This is a genomic window from Nocardia sp. NPDC050717 (assembly GCF_040654275.1).
GTDB lineage: Bacteria > Actinomycetota > Actinomycetes > Mycobacteriales > Mycobacteriaceae > Nocardia.
This window is the reverse complement of the sequence record NZ_JBFAHR010000001.1, coordinates 816,548-837,625: the sequence shown is the minus strand read 5'-3', so window position 1 is coordinate 837,625 and position 21,078 is coordinate 816,548. Positions and strand designations below refer to the sequence as shown.

The window sequence follows — 21,078 nt, the reverse complement described above, 5'->3', positions numbered from 1 at the left end:
AGTATCGAAATCAGAGGGCGTTGCGGCCGGTGAGGTCTTCCAGCGAGTCGACCTCGGCGTACTCGGTGTTGTGGGGCCACTCGCGGCCGTCGTAGACCTGCTCGTGGGCGAGGGCGTAGCGGCGCTGATCGACCGCGGAGACCGGCTCACGGCCGTACACGTTCGGCATGTGGCGGCCGTCGTACTCGGCGGTCAGGGCCCGCAGCTGGGTGGCGAGTTCGGTCTCTCGCGCCGATTCCGTGTGCTCGCGGTTGATGTTGGCCGTGACCCGCACGTCCAGCAGGTGGGCCTTGACCACCTTGATCTCGTTGAGCAGCTGGGCCTCCGACAGATCCGCCGGCCACACGACGTAGTCCGGATCGACCGCGAACAGCAGGTCGGTCCGAAACTTCGACAGCGCGTCCGCCCGGCTGGCGCGCAGCGCGGCGGTGGTCTTCTCGTGCCGGGCCGCGAGCTCGGCGTCCAGGGCCGCCAGCTCCGGATCGACCTCGCCATGGGTGAGCGACGGGAACTCGGCGCGGGCGCGGCGGATCTGCCAGATGTCGACCGCGACCGCGGCCGCCACGACAGCGGCACCAGCGGCCACCCCCGTCGCTACGGATCGAATGGTGTTGTGGGACATGGCTACTTCTCCTTCTTCTTCGGGTTGTTGGTGGTACGGCGAATCTCGTAGCGGGCCCGGCGACGGGACAGGGTTTCGACGTGGCGGCGAATCCAGGACCCGGCGTCGAGGACGGCGTAGTAGGCCATATGGACGGTCTCGATCGCGCCGGGACGACCGGCGCAGTGCCACCACCCGAAAGCCGCGACGGCCAGCACGTACAGCGACAGCGGGCCCGGCAGCGGCAGCACGGTCACCGCGGTGACCGCGACACCGGTCCCGGCGATGGCCGGACCCCAGATCCGGACCCAGTCCCGGGCCCGGGTGGCGCGGTCGACGTGCGGCTTGACGGTGCGGCCGAGCTGGCCGCCGTCCTGGACGACGGGCACCAGCTGGGCGGCGAGCTTCTCGGCGGCGCTGCCGACCATGTCGGTCGCCAGGGCGTTGAGCACCGACTGCTCGTGGGCAGACTCACCGCGGCCACCCAGGACTTCGCCGTGGTCTTCGGGATCGGGTAGGGGATTCGGAACAGCCATGATCAGGACTCCTTGCAGGTGAGGTGGTTTCAGGCCGGACGGCGCTTGGGCATGGGGATCACCTGGGCGCTCTCGCCGTCGTCGTCGGCCACGGCCGGGCCGGTGAGCTTCGCGATGCCGGGCAGCGGGCGCAGGCGCGCCAGGTCGGCGTCATCGAGCGGGGACACCCGGCCCCAGCGGGCACGCCCGCCGGCGACCTGCACCACATCGCCCTTCTGCATGGCGCGCAGCCGGTTCGGCGGAACCAGGAACTGGTCACTGCTCTGGACGTTGCCCTCGTCGCCGTTGGCGGTGCCGCCGATCAACTTGCGCGACAGCTCGAACTTCGGGCGGGTGCCGTAGATCTTCGACAGCGTCTCCGGATTGGTGGACCGACCGAGCAGCGAACCACCCGACGCCGCGGCGATCAGGGCGTTGCGGTTGTCGTCGTCGTGGCCCAGTCCCTGCCAGGACTGCGCGATCCACCACGACCCGATCCCGGCCTTGCGCAGGCGCTCGACCCACTTCACCGCGCGGGTCTTGCCGTCCGACACCGCCGAGAACTCGTCGACGACCATCAGCGAGGTGCGGCCGTGCTGCTTGTCGGCGAGCTGCTCGAACATCGTTCCCAGCGCACCGAACTGGCTACGGGCACGGTCGGGGGCCTTCACGCCCTCGAGGACGATGTAGATGACATCGAAGTCGGTCAGCGCCTTGTCGCCGTCGAACGCCGCACCGAGCGAGCGGTACAGGTTCGCGAACTCCGCCCGCGCGGAGTTGAGCACCGGCTGCTTGCCGTCGATCGTCGAGCTGATCTCCTTGTCGATGCCCAGCACGCCCGGCCACGGCACCACCCCGACCTCGCCGCCCCACAGCTTCGACAGCTTCGCGGTGTCGAACCGCGACAGGAACTCGATCCACGTCCGCGGTGGGTTGTGCCCGATCGGGGTCTGCACGCCGTCGATCAGCTCGACCCGCGCCGGAGCGTCCACGATCAGGTGGATCAGGGTCTCGCGGATCTCGTGGAAGTACTTCTCGGTGTCGGTCGTCGGCGTGGAACCGCCGGAGATCATCGCCGACAGGATCGAGCGCAGGTCATCGACGATCTGGCGCTGCTGCTCGGGCGTGAGCGAGTCGAAGTCCTTGCCCGGCCACATCGCCAGCGACACGTCCTCGGGGAAGGTACCGATCCGCTCCGGACGCACACCCAGCGCGGTGAACCACGTCTTGACCCGCTTGGCGACCTTGCGGCTCTCGGGACCGCCGTTGCAGTCGACGATGATCGCCAACGGACGGCCGGGACGATCAGCGCGCCACCACTGCCGATGCCGGGTCCAGGTCGTGACGAACCAGCTGACCAGGACACGCAGCATCAGCGTGGTCTTGCCCGAACCGCTCGATGCGACCGAGGTCATGTGCTCGGCGACGTTGATCCACGGCAGCAGCAGGCGGGTTTCGTTGCGGCCCAGCAGCATCCGCAGCACCGACTTGGTCGGGGCCTGGTCGGTCTCCGACGACAGGCGCCCGATCACCAGCTGCGGGCTCATCCAGCCCGAGGTGAAGGGCAGGCGGCGCCGCGACAGGCGAGCCGCGGCGCGCTGCTCGCGCTGGGCCTGGGCCCACAGGGCGCGCTCGGTCGCCGCCGGCGACTTGAGCCCGACCGTGGCCAGCTGCACGCGCCGGTTGGTGTGGGCGAGCGTCGCAGTCAGCCACGCCGCCGGGACCAGCACCACGGCCATGCCGAGCAGACCGGCCGTGTACTGGCCGTCCATGAACTGCTGCGACGCCGCGGTGGCGATCTTGCCCGGCGCCAGCACATCCCACGCCCACAGCGCGGTCACACCCGGCAACGCGATCAGCGAGCCGATCAGCCAGTTGCGCAGCTTGACCGGCTTCCACGCCAACGCGGTCGCCGGGATGAGGATCATGATCGTCATCACCAGCACCGCGACCACCACAGTCGCCAGCAGCAGACCGGCGTCGGCGACACCGTCGAGGGAGATCTCCGAGACCTTCGGCAACCAGCCGATCGGGTCGTGGTCCAGGCCGACCGGCGGCATGGTCGGGTCGACCTGGATCTGCGGATCTTCGGCCGGGGTCGGCTGGGCCGACAGCACCGGAGTCGGCGCGTACGGCGCGCAGTCCTGCGGAGTGATGATTGCCTTGCACATGATCAGACGGCCTTTCCGGTCGCAGTGGAGATGCCGCCGGTGATCACCCGCAGCCCCGCACGCTCACCAGCGGCGGTATCGGTATCGGAATCGGTGGTGGTGGCACCGAGGACCTTGTCGAGTTCGAAAAGTCGCGCCGTGGGCGACGAAAGATCCAGCGCGCCAGCAACCTTGCGCAGCACGGTCGAGATCGCCGGGGTCTTGGAGAAGTAGTGCAGCTCGGCGCATCCGGCGGCGGCCGCGGCCCGATGTGCTTGCCACATCGCCGATTTCGCCTGCGCCTCGTTCTTCGCGGTCATCTCGACCTCGACCGCGATCAGATCGCCGGCCTCGGTGAAGTAGCGACCATCGTGGATGTGCGGGCGGGTCTCCCCGGCCCTGACCGGGCCTTGCCCGGCACGCAGCTGACGCTCGGAAACCCAGCGCGCCAGGTCCAGGCCGACCAGCGCCAGACGCAGCTGCAGCACCGCCTTGGTGTGAGCGGCCATCTTCGGGCTCGGCACCCAGAACCGCACCGACTGACCGACCAGGGACTCCGCAGTCGCCTTCGTCGGCACCACCCACGACGGTCCCGGCACCGGGCGAATCCGGCGGTCGCTGATCATGCGGGCTGTGGCCCACTTCGCAGTGATCCGGTAGGCGCGGTTGACGCTCACACCGAGCAGTTCGGCCACCACATCCAGGGGCGCGCCGTACATCTCGGCCAGGATCGTCAGCGCGACCATGTCGCGCGGAGAGAGTCGAACACTCACAGCTCCATCCCTTCTCGCTCGGCCTGGCACGCCAGCGCATCGGCCACGGCATTGCCGGACTCGGAGTAGGCGGCCAGGGCGCTGGTGCGCTCGGCGACACCGGAGAACTCCGGGACCGGGGTACTGAATGCGTTGACGGGCTCGGCGCTGGTCCAGGCCGGGCCCGGATCGCCGGGGGTCTGGTCGATATCGACGCCGTGACGCTCGGCGGCGCGCTCCTGGTGAGCGCGAGTCGCCTTCGCCAATGCGGCCAGCTGAGCCGGGGTCGGGGTCCGCTTCGGCGCGGCCTGATTGATGTCGAACAGGTGAGCCACCAACGGCTCTCGGCGCGAGCCGCGCGAGCGGACGACCCGTCCAGCGATGTCCTGGCCGTTCGGGCGCAGACCTTCGGCCGCGAGCTGGCGGCGAGTCCGCAGATGAGCGGGCGCGGTCCGCCAGTCGTAGGTCGGAATGCCCTCGCTCATCGCGGCACCTGCGTCGGCTGAACCCGCTGCACGTGCACGCAATCGGTGCGGTGCACCTCATGTGCCCGGCAGATGTTCGGGGACTCGACGTAGGACTGCTGGTCAATCCAGGCGACCGAGCAGCCGACCATCCCGACGAACACCAGCACCACCAGCGCGATCAGACGGAGACCGGCAGGCAGGTAGTTCAGCGGGGCGTAGACCGCACCGACACCGGTGAACTCTTGCCCGCCCATCGACGAGAACGTGCTGCGCCCGACCTGGTCACGCTCAGCACTGCGGGCGCGATGATGCGGAACGCCTTCCCGGCCGTTCATCGGTCGACACCGTCGCGATCAACGCTGCGAGCCATAGCGTGCGCGATCGCGTTGCCCGACTCCAGGACAGATGCCGCCTGCTCAGTTCGCGGCGCTTTCCGGATCTTCCCTGCGCAATCATCCGCGAGGGCGAGCCAAGCCTGGCCCTGTACCGAACCCCTGATCCAGGCACCGAGGTTGCGTCCCGCGTACTCGATGTACACGGAACTCGCGACGAATTCGCCTGCTTCACGGTCGTACCCGTCGAAGCACTGGGCACTGTTCGCTCGCAGTCCAACGAGCTTGGCGTGCAACGCCTTCGCACGCTGACGCAGCGCGGCCTGATCGCGATGCAGGCTGTCCAGCTCAGCCACCAACTCGGCGGGCTCGTAGAGCCGTTCGTTGACCTCGTGGGTGATCATCGCCGCACCCCCGCCCGCTTCGACGAGCGCCACAACCACACCGCGGCGACGACCATCAAGACGAAACCGAGGACATCGGGCGCGATCAGAATCATCGAGCCGACCGACAGCACTGCAACCGCCGTCAGGAAACTGTTTCCACGCATCAGGCCGCCCTCCGGACCGAGCGGCCGAGCAGAGCAGCGAGCTGCGCTCGCGCATGGGCCGACATCGGGGGCGCCTGGGCGACGATTTCGTCGAGGTAGTCGGCAACCTCTGGCGCCAGCGTCACCTCTCGCGGCTTGCGCCGGGTCGGACCATCGCCCTCGTCGACGCTGCCCGCGCAACGGGCAACGCCCTGCGGCCGTGTAGAACCGGTGACTTTCCGCTGCTTCTGTCGAATCGGCGCGCTCACTTGACACCGCCCTCGGTCAGCGGGCGCCTGAGCGCCAACACCTGGTTGCGGTCGACCTTGATCAGTCGGGGGCCGATCTGAAACGCCTCCAGCAGCCCTGCCCGGATCCACCGTCGGACGGTGGTCGGGTGAACACCACCGGCGAGAACGCCGGCATCGCGCAGCCCGATCAGGTCGTGCGCGGTAGTTGAGGAATCTCCGGTGTGCATCTGTGCAACTCCTTCAGCTCGTGCGGTTTGTGTATACACACGAGCGTATACGCAGCTGCGTATACGAACAAGCGTTGCGTATACGCAACCTGCTGAAGGCATGAAAAAGCCCTGATCAGCGGACTGATCAGGGCTCTTGACAGACGCTTAGGACCACACGGTCCGCCGGCGAACTACTGGGTGTTCAACGCCATCCGGAACGAGAAGGCCCGATAGCGGCCCGGGATGTACGACACGTCGGAGACCATGAGGAGCTTGTCGCCCGACGTGACGTAACGCTGCTTGATGGTGATCAAGGGCTCCCCCGCCGGAGTCCCCAGCCATTCGGCATGGTCGTCGGACGGCACGCGTTCGGCTAGCTCCTCCTCGAGGAAGTCCGCCTCGGGCGGCGACTGTCCCGGGAGATGGTAGGTGTCGGAGATCGAAATCGGTCGCCCGCCCTCGGACGCCCTGGTGACGACGTGCACGAGCGGCGCCCCAACGTCGAGGCCGAAGGCGTCGGCGAGTTCCTCATCCGCCGCGATCTCGTGGACCTCACGGTCGACCACCACCTTCTCCCCCTGGCTCGCCTCCGTGTTGTACGTCGTCTCAGGGCTTTCCATTTGCCGCTCGGGCGAGATCCGGGTGTCGTCCGACTGCGCGAGCACCAACGTGCCGCGGCGCTCAACAGTCTTGACGAGCCCCCACCGCCGCAGCTGCCCCGTCGCCTTCCTCGCCACGATCTCGGACACTCCGAACTCCCGGGCGATCTCGGCATGGCTGGGTAGCCAGACGTTCGGTGGGATCACTCCCTTCCGGATGTCGCCGGCGTACTTGTTCGCGATAGCCACGTATTTGGGTTCCGACATCGAGCACCCCTCTCGTTCACTGAACGCAGGCAACTACCTGCGTATACGCAGAGAATGTACCCCGGTTACGGCGACACACCGATAGCGCTATGACATCGGCCATGTCGTACGTCGTCAGCGCAGTTGCCAACACTGGGCGACGTCGCCCAGGTTCCACCAGGAGACAAACGAGCCGTCAACGGAGTCGAGCGTCCACCGTGCCGACAGCTCGTCGAAGAACTCGTCGCAGCCGGTCTTGCCGCCCTTCGGCTCGCCCACGAAGATCAGCCGATCGCCGCCGGCTCCGACGTAGTCCTGTAGCATGCGGGCCGACATCGGATCGCCCCATCCTGGCGGCCAGCACAGGAACAGAACGCGATCGCCGAATCCGGCCGCTTCGAGATCCGGAAGGCTGGCTACCGTGTACCACTCGGCGCGGCGCCCAGCCGCGTTCGGGAACGACGGATTCGCTGCAGCCTCAGGCGGCTCGGAGTCGTACGCCGCGACCTCAACGCCGCGGTCGGCCAGCATCGCCGCCCAGTAACCGCGCCCGGCGCCGACCTCACAAATCGCGCGGCCGCCGGCGACATCGACCATCCAGTCGAGCGTGCCCGGCGAAGGGATCGCATATGCATACGTCTCCTGCAGAACCGTCTGCGCGTACCCCATCCGGGCCGTTCCCGCGCCGTCTCCAGGCACTCGACGGCCCTCTGCACTCTTGCCTACCAGCGGCTCCACGATGTCCCAGTACGGATTCGCGCTCTCACCACCTGACAGGAAGTGCAACATCCGAAGGTCAAGCAGCCGGTCCTGTTCCGGGTCCGGACCACCAGGCAACCTGGCAGCCGTATCCAGGTACTCGGCGACCTTCGGATACTCGGTCTGCAACCTCACCTCATCCGCAAGGAGCGTGGCTAGTTGGTCGCGACGATCTGGGGACAGCGTGAAGGCAGTCATCACACAATTGTGCCGCCAGCGGCGACACAGAGTGGCTCAAAGTAGCAGGCCTGCATGCATATTGATCGGCCCCCGCCAAGCTATGCGAGGTGGGCAGATCCATCTGGCGAAACCGCGCACTGGCCACCGACGCTAGCCTCGTCTTTGCCCCAAACGGAGGCGTCTACAGCACACGCTCCTTACAAGCACGTAAAGTCCGGGCCGTGACTGACCTCAAGAAGCTCACGGACCAGATCAGTGCCCGCGCCAAGGAGATCCGTACTGACGGATACTCGATGTCGATCGGGGAGGTGCTGTCCCTCTACCGCGACGGCGACATAGAAATCCATCCAGAGTTTCAGCGCATCTTCCGATGGAACGATGATCAAAAATCGCGCCTTATTGAATCAATCCTGCTTGGCATCCCAGTTCCTCCAATATTCGTCTCGCAGCGGAGAGATGGTGTATGGGATGTCATCGACGGAGTGCAGCGAATCTCCACCATCCTTGAGTTCACCGGCGAGTACCGCGACGAGGAGCAGATTGTGCACCCCCCGCTCATACTCCGCAAGGGCGAGTACCTCACGGAATTGGAAGGTTACACTTATTCGACCCCCCAAGGCGCCGCGGATGCCAAACAGTTCGACGATGCCCTGCGCCGCGACTTTAAACGTTCCAAGCTGGAATTCAGCATCATCACCAAAGAGTCGGACCAGAATGCAAAATACGATCTATTCCAACGACTAAACTCCGGCTCAGTCCTGTCGCCACAAGAGGCACGGAACTGTCTCTTGGTGATGATCAATCGCGAACTTTTTCACACTACCACCGAACTATCGTCGAATACAAATTTTCTCAATTGCATCCCACTCACCGAACGGCAGGAGGAGCAATCTTACGGAAATGAGCTAGTTCTCAGATTCTTCTGCCAAGAGGAGTTTACGGGCGGCGTTACCGAACTACAGAAAGAATACGGCGAATACCTGACAGATTGGATGAAAACAACCGCCGAGCGCGGCGAGAAATTGAACCAGCGCTTGTTTAACGAGACCTTCGAACTACTCGACAACACACTCGGCGAGGACGTATTCAGGCGATTTGACGGAAATAAGCATCTTGGACCGTTCTCGATTTCCGCCTTCGAATTCGTAACCACAGGCGTTGCTAGGAATCTGGCCACATGGAAAGAACGAGGAACCGACCAACTGAAAGAAAGAATCCAAAGCATCTGGACTGCATCAGCCTTCCGCTCGAACTCCGGTACGGGAGTCAGTCCCAGGCGGAGGGTTCCTCGCATCGTCGCTGCAAGTCGCGAATACTTCGGAGTATAGTAGTGACTGCCGTCACCGATGACGATTTTGAAACCCTAGCCGACGGCGAGCTCGGCTGGAGACGGATCGAACTTCATGCTTTCGCGAAAGAACTTGAGCGCGCAACGAAGGGACATTCCACGGGCCCAACCGCCCGCGCCCTCACGCGGGGAATGGCGACGCTTCTTTATGCACACTGGGAAGGCTACTGCAAAGCAGTATTCGAAGCCTATATAAAGCTAATCCTAAAAAGAAAACCGCGGGTATCTGAGGCTGCAGACCGACTCATCCTGGCGCACACGCAACAGATACTTCGCCGGATAGATTCTGGAGATTCCGAGGCGCTGACAGAGCTAGTTGCCATAGCCAGAGGCACTTCAACTCAACGCCTTCGTCTAAATCAGGATAAGGTTGTCGACACGAAATCTAATTTGCGATTTCACACTTTAGAGAGCATCACGTCTTCGCTTGGTATTCCAATTACGAACCTGATCACAAAGAAGAATATGATAGACACCCAACTGTGTGATACACGAAATGAAATTGCCCACGGGCGCGCGAATTTTCCTGACCCCAATGAAATTCTAGAGCTACACCGCAACGTCATAGCCATGATGGAGGAGATCCGTGACGTGACGATCGGGCAAGTCCGGTCAAAAGGCTACCGGATCAGGCCCTGACCAATCGGACGCTCGCTGGCTCCGGTATTGCCGTGCTGCGATCGCGGCATTCCTCGGATCGGTGACGCGATCACTGTGGGGTCCTCGTCGAGTGGGCCAAAGGTGTCGATTGTGATCTTGAACGCGCTGCGTCCGAGGTGCGCCGTATGAGAAGTCAGTTGGGGTTCGGGAAGAGGGTGTCCAGCCAGCTCTTGACTGCAAGAAGATCACCGTATCCGTTGTTCTTCAGCGTGTTCACGACATCCCCGCCGCAGATCAAGACGATGGGGTGACGGTCGCTGCGCACCTCGTCGTACACCTGGGGGTTGAAGTAGGACAGCGTGACGAATACACCGAAGTTCCGGTGGCGCAGCCGGGAGATCAATCGGCTCATCTCCCGAACTCCGACCGAGTTCGATGCCTGGTAGCACTTGGCCTCCAGTGCGAAGTCGATAAGGACCGGATCCGCGGCTGGCCCGAGCTGGTATTGGCCGACGGCATCGCGGCCGCCGTCACGGCTCGGGCGGGTGAGGTCGCAGACCGCGGTTGCGGGGGCAATCATCCGCCAGATCTCGACCGCGCACTTCTCGAAATCGTGGGGGCGCCCATCGAAATGCTGGTGGATCGCGGCCAGGACCTTCTGACCTGTTGTGTCGGACGGCAGCTGGTCGGCTTTGCTGCGGATGATGGTCGTCGAGGGAGCACGGAGGGTTTCGTAGCTGCGGCTCTGCACCCACGACTGCCACGCCGGAGGACAGTGCGGGCTCTCCACCGAGGGCATGCCAGCGGCGAGATCATTGATCCATGCACGCTCGACCTTCCCAACATCGAGCACGCTGAACTTTGCTCTGTAGTTCTGGAAGCGGACTTTGTTCTTGCTACGCCATATCGCTACGAGGTCATCGTCAGCGGTCACGCTCTCTGCGCCGGGGGCGAGTAGACCGCGGAAGCGCACGGCGCGGCCCGGCGTTGCCTTTTCGAACAGTAGAAACGGTGGGACCTGGGCGCGTTCCGCCGCGGTCGCATGCATGGCATCAAAGACGTTGCGGAGCAGATAGTTGCCGTTCCGCGGCGTGGAGTGCAGATCGGGGTTTCCGGGCTTCCGGTTGTCCCCGTAGTAGGTGAAGATGCCGGTCTGTGGGTCGAGCTCGTCGGGCCAGTCAGATTCTGTCCCACTGGTGAACAAGGTTACGAGGGAGACTGTGTTCTGCGTCGGTGAGCCCTTGTACCGGAACCCACCCTGATTGCCCACAGGGACCAGTTTGGCCAGAGCATCATCTCCCGCATTCCCCTGCGCGCCACCCAGATACACCGTTTCAAGGGTGAGACCTGAGGTTGTCAGGTCCTCGAAGGCCACCGTGTCGAACATAGCCAACACCGTAGCCGCGCACACCGACAGCGAGATCGACCCTCGACCGAATTAGGATGCCGTCGCTGCATCTCGAAGTCAGCAGATCGTGAGGAAACGCCACGCTATGGGAGACCCTACCTGCAGCAATAGAGGACAGGCCTACTTCTTCCCTGACTGTAGTCCGCTTCGGAACTCGACGACGTCGCCGTCGGCCATGACGTAGTCCTTGCCCTCCATGCGGACCTTGCCCGCGGCCTTGGCAGCGGCCATGGAACCCGCTTCGACCAAATCGTCGAAGGCGACGAGTTCGGCCTTGATGAAGCCGCGTTCGAAGTCGGTGTGGATGACACCCGCGGCCTTGGGGGCCGTGTCGCCCTGGTGGATGGTCCAGGCCCGGGATTCCTTGGGGCCCGCGGTGAGGTAGGTCTGCAGGCCGAGGGTGTGGAAGCCGGCGCGGGCCAGGGCGTGCAGGCCGGGCTCGGTCTGGCCGATGGACTCGAGCAGTTCGAGGGCGGACTCGTCGTCGAGTTCGAGGAGCTCGGCTTCGACCTTGGCGTCGAGGAAGACGGCGTCGGCGGGGGCGACGGAGGCCTTCAGTTCGGCGACCTTGGCCTCGTCGGTGAGCACGGATTCGTCGGCGTTGAAGACGTAGAGGAACGGCTTGATGGTGAGCAGCGACAGTTCGCGCAGCAGCTCGCCGTCGACCTTCTTGCCCGCCGCGAACAGGGTGGTGCCCTCGTTCAGGAACTCCTGGGCCGTCTTGGCGGCGTCGAGCAGCGGCTTGCGGTCCTTCTTGACCTTGGCTTCCTTCTCGAGGCGCGGGATGGCCTTCTCGAGGGTCTGCAGGTCGGCGAGGATGAGCTCGGTCTCGATGACCTCGATGTCGGCGGTGGGATCGACGCGACCGTCGACGTGCACCACGTCGTCGTCGGCGAACACGCGCACCACCTGGCAGATGGCATCGGCCTCACGGATGTTGGCCAGGAACTTGTTGCCCAGGCCCGCGCCCTCGGAGGCGCCCTTCACGATGCCCGCGATGTCGACGAACGACACGACGGCGGGGACGATCTTCTCGGAACCGAAGATCTCGGCCAGCTTGTCCAGGCGCGGGTCCGGCAGCGGGACCACGCCGACGTTGGGCTCGATGGTCGCGAACGGGTAGTTCGCGGCCAGCACGTCGTTCTTGGTCAGCGCGTTGAACAGCGTCGACTTTCCGACGTTGGGCAGGCCGACGATTCCGAGGGTGAGGCTCACGAGGATCAGAGTCTACGCGGTGCGCACGGTCACGAGACCACCGGAACCCGCCCCGCACGCGCGGAGCGGGTCGACGGCGATCACGGGACCAGGACGACCTTGCCCAGGTTGGCGCGCTGCTCGATGACGGCGTGCGCGGCGGCCGCGTCGTCGAGGGCGAACTCGGCGTGTACGACGGGGTGCAGCAGGCCGGAGGCGTAGTACTGCCACACCTCCTGGCGCAGGTCCTCGTAGCGGGCGGGGTCGCGCTGGGCGAGGCGGCCGATGCGGAAGCCGGACAGGGTCTTGCCGCCCGCGAGCAGGTCCTCGGTGTCGATGAGCCCGCCGCCGGTGCCGTAGGTGACCACGCGGCCGCCCTCGGCGAGTGCGCCGAAGGTGGCGCCGAGGCCGATGCCGCCGACGCCGTCGAGGGCGAGGTCGGCCTGCTTGGCGGTGAGCAGCTGGTCGTAGGTGACGACCTCGTCGGCGCCGAGGCCGCGCACGAAATCGGCCTTGGCATCGTCGGACACCGCGGCGACGACCCAGCCCGCCCCGCGGACGCGGGCGAGCTGCACGGCGAGGTGGCCGACACCACCGGCGGCGGCGGTGACCAGCGCGGTCTCGCCTTCGCGGGGCGCAGCGGTGTCGAGCGCGCCGAGCGCGACCAGACCGCTGCGCATCAGCGCGACGGCGTCGACGGCGGAGGCGCCGTCGGGAATCGCGGACGCCTGATCGGCGGGCAGCACGACGTATTCGGCGTAGGCGTCGGCGCACAGGCCGACGACGCGGTAGCCGGGGGCGTAGCCGTCGACGCCGTCACCGACCGCGACGACCTCACCGGCCACCTCGGCCCGCAGCTGCTGGGGCACCTCGGCGCTGATCCGCCGGATCGCCGACAGGGTGACGCCGATCGCCTCGACCTTGACCAGCAGCTCACCGGGCCCCGCCACGGGCATCTCGGCCGCGACGACCTCGAGCACCTCCGGACCACCGCTGCGCTCGTACCGAACTCGCCGCATGACACCTCCTGAGATTGGGACGAAGGCGCAACGGTAACCGGCGGAGTGCGCGTTCCCACAGCTCCTGGGGCCGTGAGTGCTACATCTCACCGCCGCGTTTCGAGCGCGGAGAGCACCTTCTCCCCTTGGTTACCCGCCCTTCCCCGGCCGGACGCGTGGGGCACGCCACAGCGCCTCCACCGCCCCGGCCCGACCGGCGCGCGGCGTGGTCGCACGAAGTCGAGGCGGCGCTGGTCATCGGGGCGATCCGCGGCGTAGCGTGGCGCTATGGAGGCGTCCACGGAGGTGGTGACCGCTGCTCCGGCGCCGGTGCTGCGCGCGTTCATCGACCGCTACGTCGGCTACCGGTTGACCGGCTTCGAGCCCGGCCTGCACCGCGGCCTGCCCTCACGCCACATGACCTTCATCGTCGCCGTCGGGCCCACCATCGACGTCATCGAGCACACCGACCCCCATCAGGCCCCCGGCAGCTACCGATGCGTGCTCAGCGGCCTGCAGGCTAGCCCGGCGATGATCGCGCACACCGGCTTTCAGGAAGGCGTCGCGATCGAGCTGACCCCGCTGGGCAGCCGCGTCCTGTTCGGGATGCCTGCCAGCGAGCTGTGGGACGTCTCGATCGAATGCACCGACGCCCACCGCCATCTCGGCGACCAGCTCGCCGATGCCGTGCAGTCACAACCGGATTGGCCCGCCCGGTTTGCCGCCTGCGACCGGGCGCTCACCGCGGCCGCGCGGACGGACAGCCTCGCCGGACCCGAGATCACCTGGGCCTGGCGCGCTCTCGTCGGCAGCGGCGGCACCTGCGAGATCACCCCGCTGGCCGACCGGATCGGCTGGAGCCGCCAGCACCTGACCCGCAAGTTCACCGCCGAGTTCGGCGCGAGCCCGAAACTGGCGGCCAGGATCATCCGTTTCGAGCGGGCCAGGCGGATGCTGACGAGCACTCCTTCCTATGTCTCCATCGCCCAGGTCGCCGCGACGTGCGGCTACTACGACCAGGCTCACCTGAACCGGGACTTCGCCGAACTGGCCGGTTGCGCCCCCACCACCTGGCTCGCGGAGGAGATTCCATCCGTCCAAGACCCGGACACCAGGGAAACGCGAGGCTGAGGACATGGCTACTTCAACGAACACCCAGACCACGATCTGGCCGTGCCTCGCCTTCGACGACGCCCGCGCCATGGTCGAATTCCTCACCAACGCTTTCGGTTTCGAGCAGGTCGCGCTGTATGCCCGCGAGGACGACGCCTCGGTCGTCGAGCACGGCGAACTGCGCTGGCCGGGCGGCGGCGGCATCATGTTCGGCTCCACCGGCCGCGACGACAGCCCCTTCGGCACCCGCCCGGCCGGCGCGGTCTCCCTCTACCTGGTGACCACCGAACCCGATGCCCTGCACGACCGCGCCATCGCCGCGGGCGCGACGCTCATCCGCGGGCTCCGCGACGAAGACTACGGCTCACGCGGGTTCACCGTCGCCGACCCCGAAGGCAACCTGTGGAGCTTCGGCACCTACGCCGGCGAGTGAGTTCCTGAACAAAATTTCATCTTGCGCACGATGGGGCCTGAATCTCTCCGGCGCGGATCGGGCATCGGCTACGTTGTTCGATGTTTCACCCGAGGCTCTGCGCCTTATACCAGGAGAGTTGAGTCATGGCGACCATCGAATATCTGCGGACCGACCCGGATTTGCCTCCGGTCGGTGTCGTCGATCGCACGCCGATCACGCCCGCGAAGAAGGCCGTGTTCGCGGGGATCGCCGTACTCGGCGCCATCGCCTGGGCGATCCTCGCGTTCGTCCGCGGCGAGTCGGTCAACGCGGTGTGGATCGTCATCGCGGCGGTCAGCACCTACATCATCGCGTACCGCTTCTACGCGCGGTTCATCGAATGGAAGATCACCAAGCCGCGCGACGACGTCGCCACCCCGGCCGAGATCTACGACAACGGCAAAGACTTCATGCCGATGGATCGCCGGGTGCTCTACGGCCATCACTTCGCGGCGATCGCCGGCGCCGGTCCGCTGGTCGGCCCGGTGCTGGCCGCGCAGATGGGTTATCTGCCGGGCACCATCTGGATCGTGGTCGGCGTGGTGCTCGCCGGCGCGGTGCAGGACTACCTGGTGCTGTGGGCCTCGACCCGCCGTCGCGGCCGCAGCCTCGGGCAGATGGCGCGCGACGAGCTCGGCGCCGTCGGCGGCGTGGCCGCGATCGTGGCGATCCTGGCCATCATGACCATCCTGCTCGCGGTGCTCGCGCTGGTCGTGGTCAACGCGCTCGGGGAGAGCCCGTGGGGCGTCTTCTCCATCGCGATGACCATCCCGATCGCCCTGTTCATGGGCGTCTACCTGCGGTTCCTGCGGCCCGGCAAGGTCGGCGAGGTCTCCGCGATCGGCATCGTGCTGCTGCTGGCCGCGATCATCGGCGGCGGCTGGGTCTCGGAGACCGAGTGGGGCGCCGACTGGTTCACCCTCTCGCGGACCACCATCGCCTGGTGCCTGATCGCCTACGGCTTCTTCGCCTCGGTGCTGCCGGTGTGGCTGCTGCTCGCCCCGCGCGACTACCTGTCGACGTTCATGAAGGTCGGCACCATCGTGCTGCTGGCCGCGGGCATCCTGATCACGATGCCGGTGCTGAAGGCGCCCGCGATCTCCGAATTCGCCTCGAGCGGTACGGGTCCGGCCTTCGCGGGCAGCCTTTTCCCGTTCCTGTTCATCACCATCGCCTGTGGCGCGCTGTCCGGTTTCCACGCGCTGGTCTCCTCGGGGACCACACCGAAGCTGCTGGCCAAGGAATCCAACGCCAAGATGATCGGCTACGGCGGCATGCTGATGGAGTCGTTCGTCGCGGTGATGGCGATCATCACGGCCTCGATCATCGATCAGCACCTGTACTTCGGCATGAACGCCTCGGCCGGGCTCACCGGCGGCACCGCGGAGGGCGCCGCCAAGTTCACCAATTCGCTCGGTCTGTCGGGCCCGCCCGCGACGCCGGAGCTGTTCGCCGACGCGGCCTCCGACGTGGGCGAGAACTCGATCGTCTCGCGCACCGGTGGCGCGCCGACGCTGGCGGTCGGCATCTCCGAGGTGTTCCACCAGTTCCTCGGCGGCGAGTCGATGAAGGCGTTCTGGTACCACTTCGCGATCATGTTCGAGGCGCTGTTCATCCTCACCACCATCGACGCGGGCACCCGTGTCGCGCGGTTCCTGGTCTCGGACGCGCTGGGCAACTTCGGCGGCGGCTTCAAGAAGTTCCGTGATCCGTCCTGGCGGGTCGGCGCGTGGCTGTGCTCGGTGCTGGTCGTCGCCGGTTGGGGCAGCGTGCTGCTGATGGGTGTCAACGATCCGTTCGGCGGCATCAACGCGCTCTACCCGCTGTTCGGCATCGCCAACCAGCTGCTCGCCGCGATCGCGCTGACGGTCGTGCTGACGATCATCGTCAAGCGCGGACAGTGGAAGTGGGCCTGGATCCCGGGCCTTCCGCTGGCCTGGGATCTGATCGTCACGATGACGGCGTCGTGGCAGAAGATCTTCTCCGCCGATCCCAAGCTCGGCTACTGGAAGCAGCACAGCCTGTGCCAGGCGGCCAAGGACGCCGGGAAGGGCTGCCTGACGGCCAAGACTCCGGAACAGGTCGACATCGCGATCCGCAACACCTTCATCCAGGGCACGCTCTCGATCGTGTTCGCGGTGCTGGTGCTGATCGTGGCCGTGGTCGGCGCGATCGTGTGCGCGAAGGCCATCCGCTCGGGCACCGTGACGAGCAGCGAGACCGAGGAACAGCCGTCGAAGATCTTCTCGCCCAGCGGTTTCCTCGCGACCGCGGCGGAGAAGGACGTGCAGAAGGAGTGGGACGTGCTCATCGCCGAGGGCAAGGTGAGCGCGCCCGGATCGGCGCACGTGTCGTGAGTGTCACGCGGGACGCGGAGGGCCGGTTCGTCGGACCGGCCGTCCGCTCCCGTCCCGATTCGCCGTCCCGCGCACTGTTGACCCGGGTGTGGGGCGGCGTGCGCGGGGTCGCGCGGTGGTACAGCGCGATCAACGGCGGTCAGGACTACCAGCGCTACGTCGACCATTTGCGCCGCAACCATCCCGGCTGCCCGGTGCCGAGCGAGAAGCAGTACTGGCGCGACCGCTACGACGAAGCAGAACGCAACCCGACCACCCGCTGCTGCTGAAACGGTGGGGTTCGCGACCGCGATCCAAGGCGGGGCGATCGTGGCCGATTTCCGCTAGCTTCGTGGCCGCGGTCGGGGCATCGTTGACCTCGTGACGATCACCGCGATGGACTTCGAGCGCTGCTACCGGGCGGTTTCCACCAGGGACTCCCGGTTCGACGGACAGTTCTTCACGGCGGTGCGCACGACCGGGATCTACTGCCGTCCCTCCTGTCCCGCCATCACCCCCAAGCGCGCCAATGTGTCGTTCCTGCCCACGGCTGCCGCGGCGCAGCAGGCGGGATACCGGGCCTGTCGTCGCTGTCTGCCCGATGCCGCGCCCGGCTCGCCGCTGTGGAACGTGCGCGCCGATCTGGCCGCGCGGGCCATGCGGCTGATCGGTGACGGGGTGATCGAGCGCGGTGGCGTGCCCGCGCTGGCGGCGACGCTGGGCTATTCGCCGCGGCAGCTCACGCGGGTGCTCACCACCGAACTCGGCGCCGGTCCGCTCGCACTGGCCAGGGCCCATCGCGCGCACACCGCGCGGCTGCTCATCCAGACCACCGACATGTCGATGTCGGACATCGCGTTCGCGGCCGGCTTCACCAGCATTCGCCAGTTCAACGACACCGTGCGCGAGGTGTTCGCGGTGAGCCCGACCGCGATGCGCACCGAGACGCGGCGATCCTCGCGCGCCGATGTCGTCGCGCCCGCGACACCAGGGGTTCTGACCCTGCGCCTTCCCTATCGCGAGCCGCTCGACACCGGCTGGCTCGCCTGGTTCCTGTCGTCGCACACGGTGCCGGGGCTGGAGCTGTGGGAGGACGGCGTGTACACGCGCGCTCTGCGAACTCCGCACGGGCACGCCACTGTTCGGCTGTCGTTCCAGCCTGGTCACGTGCGGGCCGAGCTGGCGCTGCGGGACATGCGTGACCTGGCGCCGACGGTGGCGCGGGTGCGCCATCTGCTGGATCTGGACGCCGATCCGGTGGGAATCGATGAGGGGCTGGGGATTCGGTGCGTCCAGCCAGCCGCGCTTTCCGGTAACCGAGCTGACGACACAGAGGAGGCTGGGCAGCACGTGGCCTCAGAGGTGCAGGCCGCCCGATCCGGCGATTCGGCGCAACCCGCGCCGGGTATTGCCGCGCCGGCCTCGTCTCCGGGCTTGCCCGCCATCGTCCGTGCGCACCGAACGCTTGATCCCGTACCGGGGTGCACGCCGGGGATCAGGGTTCCCGGATGCCTCGATGGACCGGAGTTGTTGTTGCGCACCATGATCGGGCAACAGATCTCGGTACGGGCAGCCGCCACACACACCGCGAGGCTGGTCGAAGCGCTCGGTGAGCGGGTGGACGGAGCGGTGCTGTTCCCGACGCCCGAGGCGGTCGCCGAGCACGGTGCCGAGGTACTGACCGGACCGGCCCGCCGCGTCGCGGCCATCGTGTCCGCGGCTCGTGCCATCGCGGACGGCGAGGTGGTGATGCACGCCGGACGCACCGCCGCCGACCTGCGCCGCGATCTGCTCGCGCTGGACGGCGTCGGCCCGTGGACGGCCGACTACGTCACCATGCGCTCGCTGGCCGATCCCGACATCCTGCTCGGCACCGATCTGGTGGTGCGCCAGGGTGCGGCACACGCCGGGATCGACCTCGCGGATTCCGCGCGCTGGGCGCCGTGGCGTTCTTACCTCTCGATGCACCTGTGGAAGATCGCGCTCGTCCAGCGCGGCGCCCTCCCCGCCTGACCCTCTCCCCGGAAGCGAATCACCATGACCTCCACCACGACTCGACTCGCCGACGTCGCGACCGTCGATACGTTGATCGGCCCGTTCACGGCGATCGTCGACGCCGACGGCGCGGTCTTGGCCTCGGGCTGGACCGCCGAGCCCGGCGAATTGACTCGCGTCGTCCACCCCTCGCTGCGGCCGGGTGACCTGCGTCAGCGGGCTTCGCTCGGCGCCGTCACGCGCGCGATCCTCGACTATCACGCCGGTGACCTGACCGCCATCGACGCGATTCCGGTCCGTCAGCACTCGGGCGAGTTCCTGCTCCACGCGTGGGACGTGCTGCGCAAGGTGCCCGCGGGCGAACCGGTGACCTATACCGAGTTCGCCGGCCTGTCCGGTCGGCCCGCGGCGACGCGGGCGGCCGCCAATGCCTGTGCGCGCAATGCGGCGGCCTTGTTCGTGCCGTGCCACCGGGTGTTGCGCATCGGTGGGGCGCTCGGCGGATTTCGCTGGGGGCTGCCGGTGAAGCGGTGGTTGCTCGACCACGAGGGGTAGATATCCACTGGCGCGCGGACTGTCGACTGGCGCCACAGCGGGTACCAGGCCAGTAATGGACAGCTGGCTCTTTCGCTCGGGTCCAGTTTTGCGGATCCTGAGATCCATGCTCACTCGTCGCCTGGTCGCGCTCTACGTCGGTCTCTGGTTGTACGGGACGTCGATGGCGGTGATGATCCGGGCCGGGCTCGGGCTCGATCCGTGGGACGTCTTCCATCAGGGCGTCGCCGCGCACGTCCCGCTGAGTTTCGGCGCGGTGACGGCGCTGACCGGCGTCGCCGTCCTGCTCGCGTGGATCCCGCTGCGGCAGCGCCCCGGGCTCGGCACGATCAGCAACGTCGTCGTGATCGCCATCGCGGTGGACGTGGGGTTGTGGCTGATCCCGACTGCCGAGGCGATGTGGCTGCGGGTGCTGGCGATGGTCGTCGCGGTCGTCGTCAACGCTGCCGCCACCGTGCTCTACATCGGCGCCGGAATGGGTCCAGGCCCCCGCGATGGCCTGATGACTGGACTGGTCGCCCGCACCGGATGGCCGGTCTGGTCGGTGCGCACCGGCATCGAGGCCACCGTGCTGACCACCGGCTGGCTGCTCGGCGGCAGCGTCGGCATCGGCACCCTCGTCTACGCCTTCGGCATCGGTCCACTGATCCAGCTGATGATCCCGTACCTCGACGGGTGGCTGCCCGGGTTCGAGCAGCCCGCCGACCGCACGCCGAGTGCCGACCAGGTACCGGAGCCGACGACCTGAATTACAGAGCTGCCGGCCTCGCCATACGCCCGCCCGCACCGACTCGACAGTTGCCGCGCGACGCACTCCCGCCGGTCCAGGGCCAGCTAGGGTCGGCTGGCATCATCGTTCAGAGGAGGGGCCGGATGCGGACGCACGGATGGTCGGGCACCACTCCGGGGGATGACGACGAAGCGCGCGAGCGGATTCTGGCTGCCGCCCGCACTGCCGTCCAGCGTTCCGGCGGGGAGTTCACCATGGCCGAGATCGCCCGGGACCTCGGTGTCACGCGGCAGACGGTCTACCGCTACTTCGCCAACGCCGACGCGCTGCTGGCCGCCACCGCGCTGGCCGAGACCGGGCGATTTCTCGATGTGCTCGCCGCCCATCTCGACCAGATCCCGGACCCGGCCGCCGCGGTGGTCGAAGGCATCGCCTACACCCTCGAATGTCTGCCCGAGGATCGGTATCTCGGCCTCCTGCTGACTCCGGGACGCGCGGGCACCCTCTCGGCGGGCGTCACGTCCGACACCGCACAAGCCTTCGGCCGGTCGATCCTCGAGCGCTTCGCCGTCGACTGGGACGGCGCCGGAATCGACAGCGCTCGGCTCGACGAGCTGGTCGAGCACATGCTGCGCATCGTCCAATCGTTCGTTCTCGATCCGGGACGGCCGCCCCGGCACGGTGCCGAACTCCGCGCGTACCTCACCACCTGGGTCGCACCCGCCCTGCACGCATTTCGGACGCCGGAGTAGCCGGG

The 21,078-nt window shown here is 66.9% G+C and carries 24 protein-coding genes; 10 read left to right on the top strand and 14 right to left on the bottom strand.

The features are described from left to right. Positions 1–10 precede the first annotated feature (10 nt). From AB0H56_RS03920 to AB0H56_RS03870, 11 genes are all read right to left on the bottom strand, one after another. Positions 11–622 carry a hypothetical protein gene (locus AB0H56_RS03920; RefSeq protein WP_357156748.1) on the bottom strand — a complete coding sequence of 204 codons (612 nt, stop codon included), beginning with the start codon at positions 620–622 and terminating at the stop codon, positions 11–13. A 2-nt stretch (positions 623–624) separates the two neighbouring features. Further along, positions 625–1,137, bottom strand: coding sequence for a hypothetical protein (locus AB0H56_RS03915; RefSeq protein ID WP_357156746.1), 513 nt, complete (start codon positions 1,135–1,137; stop codon positions 625–627). A gap of 29 nt (positions 1,138–1,166) precedes the next feature. Beyond that, positions 1,167–3,287: a hypothetical protein gene (locus AB0H56_RS03910; protein ID WP_357156744.1), complete on the bottom strand. Its 2,121-nt coding sequence runs from the start codon at positions 3,285–3,287 to the stop codon at positions 1,167–1,169. 2 nt (positions 3,288–3,289) lie between these two features. Continuing rightward, entirely contained in the window at positions 3,290–4,039 is a 750-nt protein-coding gene (locus AB0H56_RS03905; protein ID WP_357156742.1) for a hypothetical protein, read from the bottom strand. After that, positions 4,036–4,503, bottom strand: a complete 468-nt coding sequence (locus AB0H56_RS03900) for an RRQRL motif-containing zinc-binding protein (protein ID WP_357156740.1) — start codon at positions 4,501–4,503, stop codon at positions 4,036–4,038. Before AB0H56_RS03900 ends, AB0H56_RS03905 begins: the two co-directional genes overlap by 4 nt. After that, positions 4,500–4,820, bottom strand: a complete 321-nt coding sequence (locus AB0H56_RS03895) for a hypothetical protein (RefSeq protein WP_357156738.1) — start codon at positions 4,818–4,820, stop codon at positions 4,500–4,502. The genes AB0H56_RS03900 and AB0H56_RS03895 overlap by 4 nt, the downstream gene beginning before the upstream one ends. Then, positions 4,817–5,221: a hypothetical protein gene (locus tag AB0H56_RS03890; RefSeq protein ID WP_357156736.1), complete on the bottom strand. Its 405-nt coding sequence runs from the start codon at positions 5,219–5,221 to the stop codon at positions 4,817–4,819. Before AB0H56_RS03890 ends, AB0H56_RS03895 begins: the two co-directional genes overlap by 4 nt. Then, entirely contained in the window at positions 5,218–5,367 is a 150-nt protein-coding gene (locus AB0H56_RS03885) for a hypothetical protein (RefSeq protein ID WP_357156734.1), read from the bottom strand. Before AB0H56_RS03885 ends, AB0H56_RS03890 begins: the two co-directional genes overlap by 4 nt. 244 nt (positions 5,368–5,611) lie before the next feature. Then, positions 5,612–5,824, bottom strand: a complete 213-nt coding sequence (locus AB0H56_RS03880; RefSeq protein ID WP_357156732.1) for a hypothetical protein — start codon at positions 5,822–5,824, stop codon at positions 5,612–5,614. Positions 5,825–5,997: 173 nt separating this feature from the next. Further along, positions 5,998–6,672: a GntR family transcriptional regulator gene (locus tag AB0H56_RS03875; RefSeq protein ID WP_357156730.1), complete on the bottom strand. Its 675-nt coding sequence runs from the start codon at positions 6,670–6,672 to the stop codon at positions 5,998–6,000. Positions 6,673–6,786: 114 nt separating this feature from the next. Continuing rightward, entirely contained in the window at positions 6,787–7,608 is an 822-nt protein-coding gene (locus AB0H56_RS03870) for a hypothetical protein (RefSeq protein WP_357156728.1), read from the bottom strand. Between the two features lie 203 nt (positions 7,609–7,811). Between AB0H56_RS03870 and AB0H56_RS03865 the strand changes: the two genes are divergently transcribed. Together AB0H56_RS03865 and AB0H56_RS03860 are read left to right on the top strand one after the other, a co-directional pair. Continuing rightward, positions 7,812–8,918, top strand: a complete 1,107-nt coding sequence (locus AB0H56_RS03865; protein WP_357156726.1) for a DUF262 domain-containing protein — start codon at positions 7,812–7,814, stop codon at positions 8,916–8,918. A 2-nt stretch (positions 8,919–8,920) separates the two neighbouring features. Continuing rightward, positions 8,921–9,577, top strand: coding sequence for an MAE_28990/MAE_18760 family HEPN-like nuclease (locus AB0H56_RS03860; protein WP_357156724.1), 657 nt, complete (start codon positions 8,921–8,923; stop codon positions 9,575–9,577). A 154-nt stretch (positions 9,578–9,731) separates the two neighbouring features. Here AB0H56_RS03860 and AB0H56_RS03855 read toward each other — a convergent pair whose 3' ends face one another. The 3 genes from AB0H56_RS03855 to AB0H56_RS03845 all read right to left on the bottom strand — a co-directional run bounded on the left by AB0H56_RS03855 (position 9,732) and on the right by AB0H56_RS03845 (position 13,159). Continuing rightward, entirely contained in the window at positions 9,732–10,925 is a 1,194-nt protein-coding gene (locus AB0H56_RS03855) for a restriction endonuclease (protein ID WP_357156722.1), read from the bottom strand. Positions 10,926–11,066: 141 nt separating this feature from the next. Next, the gene (gene ychF, locus AB0H56_RS03850; protein WP_357156720.1) at positions 11,067–12,161 is read right to left on the bottom strand and encodes a redox-regulated ATPase YchF; all 1,095 of its coding nucleotides are present in this window, start codon (positions 12,159–12,161) and stop codon (positions 11,067–11,069) included. Between the two features lie 80 nt (positions 12,162–12,241). Continuing rightward, positions 12,242–13,159 carry a zinc-binding dehydrogenase gene (locus AB0H56_RS03845; RefSeq protein WP_357156718.1) on the bottom strand — a complete coding sequence of 306 codons (918 nt, stop codon included), beginning with the start codon at positions 13,157–13,159 and terminating at the stop codon, positions 12,242–12,244. Positions 13,160–13,426: 267 nt separating this feature from the next. Here AB0H56_RS03845 and AB0H56_RS03840 point away from each other — a divergent pair, with 267 nt between their 5' ends. The 8 genes from AB0H56_RS03840 to AB0H56_RS03805 all read left to right on the top strand — a co-directional run bounded on the left by AB0H56_RS03840 (position 13,427) and on the right by AB0H56_RS03805 (position 21,073). Continuing rightward, positions 13,427–14,269 (top strand): helix-turn-helix domain-containing protein, encoded by an 843-nt coding sequence (locus AB0H56_RS03840; protein WP_357156716.1) that lies wholly within the window; start codon positions 13,427–13,429, stop codon positions 14,267–14,269. A gap of 4 nt (positions 14,270–14,273) precedes the next feature. Continuing rightward, a complete protein-coding gene (locus tag AB0H56_RS03835) occupies positions 14,274–14,684 on the top strand; it encodes a VOC family protein (RefSeq protein ID WP_357156714.1) in 411 nt (136 codons plus the stop codon). Positions 14,685–14,809: 125 nt separating this feature from the next. Next, a complete protein-coding gene (locus AB0H56_RS03830; RefSeq protein ID WP_357156712.1) occupies positions 14,810–17,062 on the top strand; it encodes a carbon starvation CstA family protein in 2,253 nt (750 codons plus the stop codon). A gap of 98 nt (positions 17,063–17,160) precedes the next feature. Then, positions 17,161–17,331 (top strand): YbdD/YjiX family protein, encoded by a 171-nt coding sequence (locus AB0H56_RS03825; protein WP_110036894.1) that lies wholly within the window; start codon positions 17,161–17,163, stop codon positions 17,329–17,331. A gap of 106 nt (positions 17,332–17,437) precedes the next feature. Continuing rightward, positions 17,438–19,054: an Ada metal-binding domain-containing protein gene (locus tag AB0H56_RS03820; RefSeq protein WP_357157850.1), complete on the top strand. Its 1,617-nt coding sequence runs from the start codon at positions 17,438–17,440 to the stop codon at positions 19,052–19,054. Between the two features lie 24 nt (positions 19,055–19,078). Beyond that, entirely contained in the window at positions 19,079–19,591 is a 513-nt protein-coding gene (locus AB0H56_RS03815) for a methylated-DNA--[protein]-cysteine S-methyltransferase (protein WP_357156710.1), read from the top strand. Between the two features lie 106 nt (positions 19,592–19,697). Next, a complete protein-coding gene (locus tag AB0H56_RS03810) occupies positions 19,698–20,339 on the top strand; it encodes a hypothetical protein (protein ID WP_357156708.1) in 642 nt (213 codons plus the stop codon). A 125-nt stretch (positions 20,340–20,464) separates the two neighbouring features. Next, entirely contained in the window at positions 20,465–21,073 is a 609-nt protein-coding gene (locus tag AB0H56_RS03805) for a TetR family transcriptional regulator (protein WP_357156706.1), read from the top strand. The last annotated feature ends 5 nt before the right edge of the window (positions 21,074–21,078 follow it).

Excerpts from the sequence above, each read along its gene's own strand:
- AB0H56_RS03920 (WP_357156748.1), bottom strand. The coding sequence starts at position 622 with ATGTCCCACAACACCATTCGATCCGTAGCGACGGGGGTGGCCGCTGGT.
- AB0H56_RS03915 (WP_357156746.1), bottom strand. The coding sequence starts at position 1,137 with ATGGCTGTTCCGAATCCCCTACCCGATCCCGAAGACCACGGCGAAGTC.
- AB0H56_RS03910 (WP_357156744.1), bottom strand. The coding sequence starts at position 3,287 with ATGTGCAAGGCAATCATCACTCCGCAGGACTGCGCGCCGTACGCGCCG.
- AB0H56_RS03900 (WP_357156740.1), bottom strand. The coding sequence starts at position 4,503 with ATGAGCGAGGGCATTCCGACCTACGACTGGCGGACCGCGCCCGCTCAT.
- AB0H56_RS03895 (WP_357156738.1), bottom strand. The coding sequence starts at position 4,820 with ATGAACGGCCGGGAAGGCGTTCCGCATCATCGCGCCCGCAGTGCTGAG.
- AB0H56_RS03890 (WP_357156736.1), bottom strand. The coding sequence starts at position 5,221 with ATGATCACCCACGAGGTCAACGAACGGCTCTACGAGCCCGCCGAGTTG.
- AB0H56_RS03885 (WP_357156734.1), bottom strand. The coding sequence starts at position 5,367 with ATGCGTGGAAACAGTTTCCTGACGGCGGTTGCAGTGCTGTCGGTCGGC.
- AB0H56_RS03880 (WP_357156732.1), bottom strand. The coding sequence starts at position 5,824 with ATGCACACCGGAGATTCCTCAACTACCGCGCACGACCTGATCGGGCTG.
- AB0H56_RS03875 (WP_357156730.1), bottom strand. The coding sequence starts at position 6,672 with ATGTCGGAACCCAAATACGTGGCTATCGCGAACAAGTACGCCGGCGAC.
- AB0H56_RS03870 (WP_357156728.1), bottom strand. The coding sequence starts at position 7,608 with ATGACTGCCTTCACGCTGTCCCCAGATCGTCGCGACCAACTAGCCACG.
- AB0H56_RS03855 (WP_357156722.1), bottom strand. The coding sequence starts at position 10,925 with ATGTTCGACACGGTGGCCTTCGAGGACCTGACAACCTCAGGTCTCACC.
- AB0H56_RS03845 (WP_357156718.1), bottom strand. The coding sequence starts at position 13,159 with ATGCGGCGAGTTCGGTACGAGCGCAGCGGTGGTCCGGAGGTGCTCGAG.
- AB0H56_RS03840 (WP_357156716.1), top strand. The coding sequence starts at position 13,427 with ATGGAGGCGTCCACGGAGGTGGTGACCGCTGCTCCGGCGCCGGTGCTG.
- AB0H56_RS03835 (WP_357156714.1), top strand. The coding sequence starts at position 14,274 with ATGGCTACTTCAACGAACACCCAGACCACGATCTGGCCGTGCCTCGCC.
- AB0H56_RS03830 (WP_357156712.1), top strand. The coding sequence starts at position 14,810 with ATGGCGACCATCGAATATCTGCGGACCGACCCGGATTTGCCTCCGGTC.
- AB0H56_RS03820 (WP_357157850.1), top strand. The coding sequence starts at position 17,438 with ATGGACTTCGAGCGCTGCTACCGGGCGGTTTCCACCAGGGACTCCCGG.
- AB0H56_RS03815 (WP_357156710.1), top strand. The coding sequence starts at position 19,079 with ATGACCTCCACCACGACTCGACTCGCCGACGTCGCGACCGTCGATACG.
- AB0H56_RS03810 (WP_357156708.1), top strand. The coding sequence starts at position 19,698 with ATGCTCACTCGTCGCCTGGTCGCGCTCTACGTCGGTCTCTGGTTGTAC.
- AB0H56_RS03805 (WP_357156706.1), top strand. The coding sequence starts at position 20,465 with ATGCGGACGCACGGATGGTCGGGCACCACTCCGGGGGATGACGACGAA.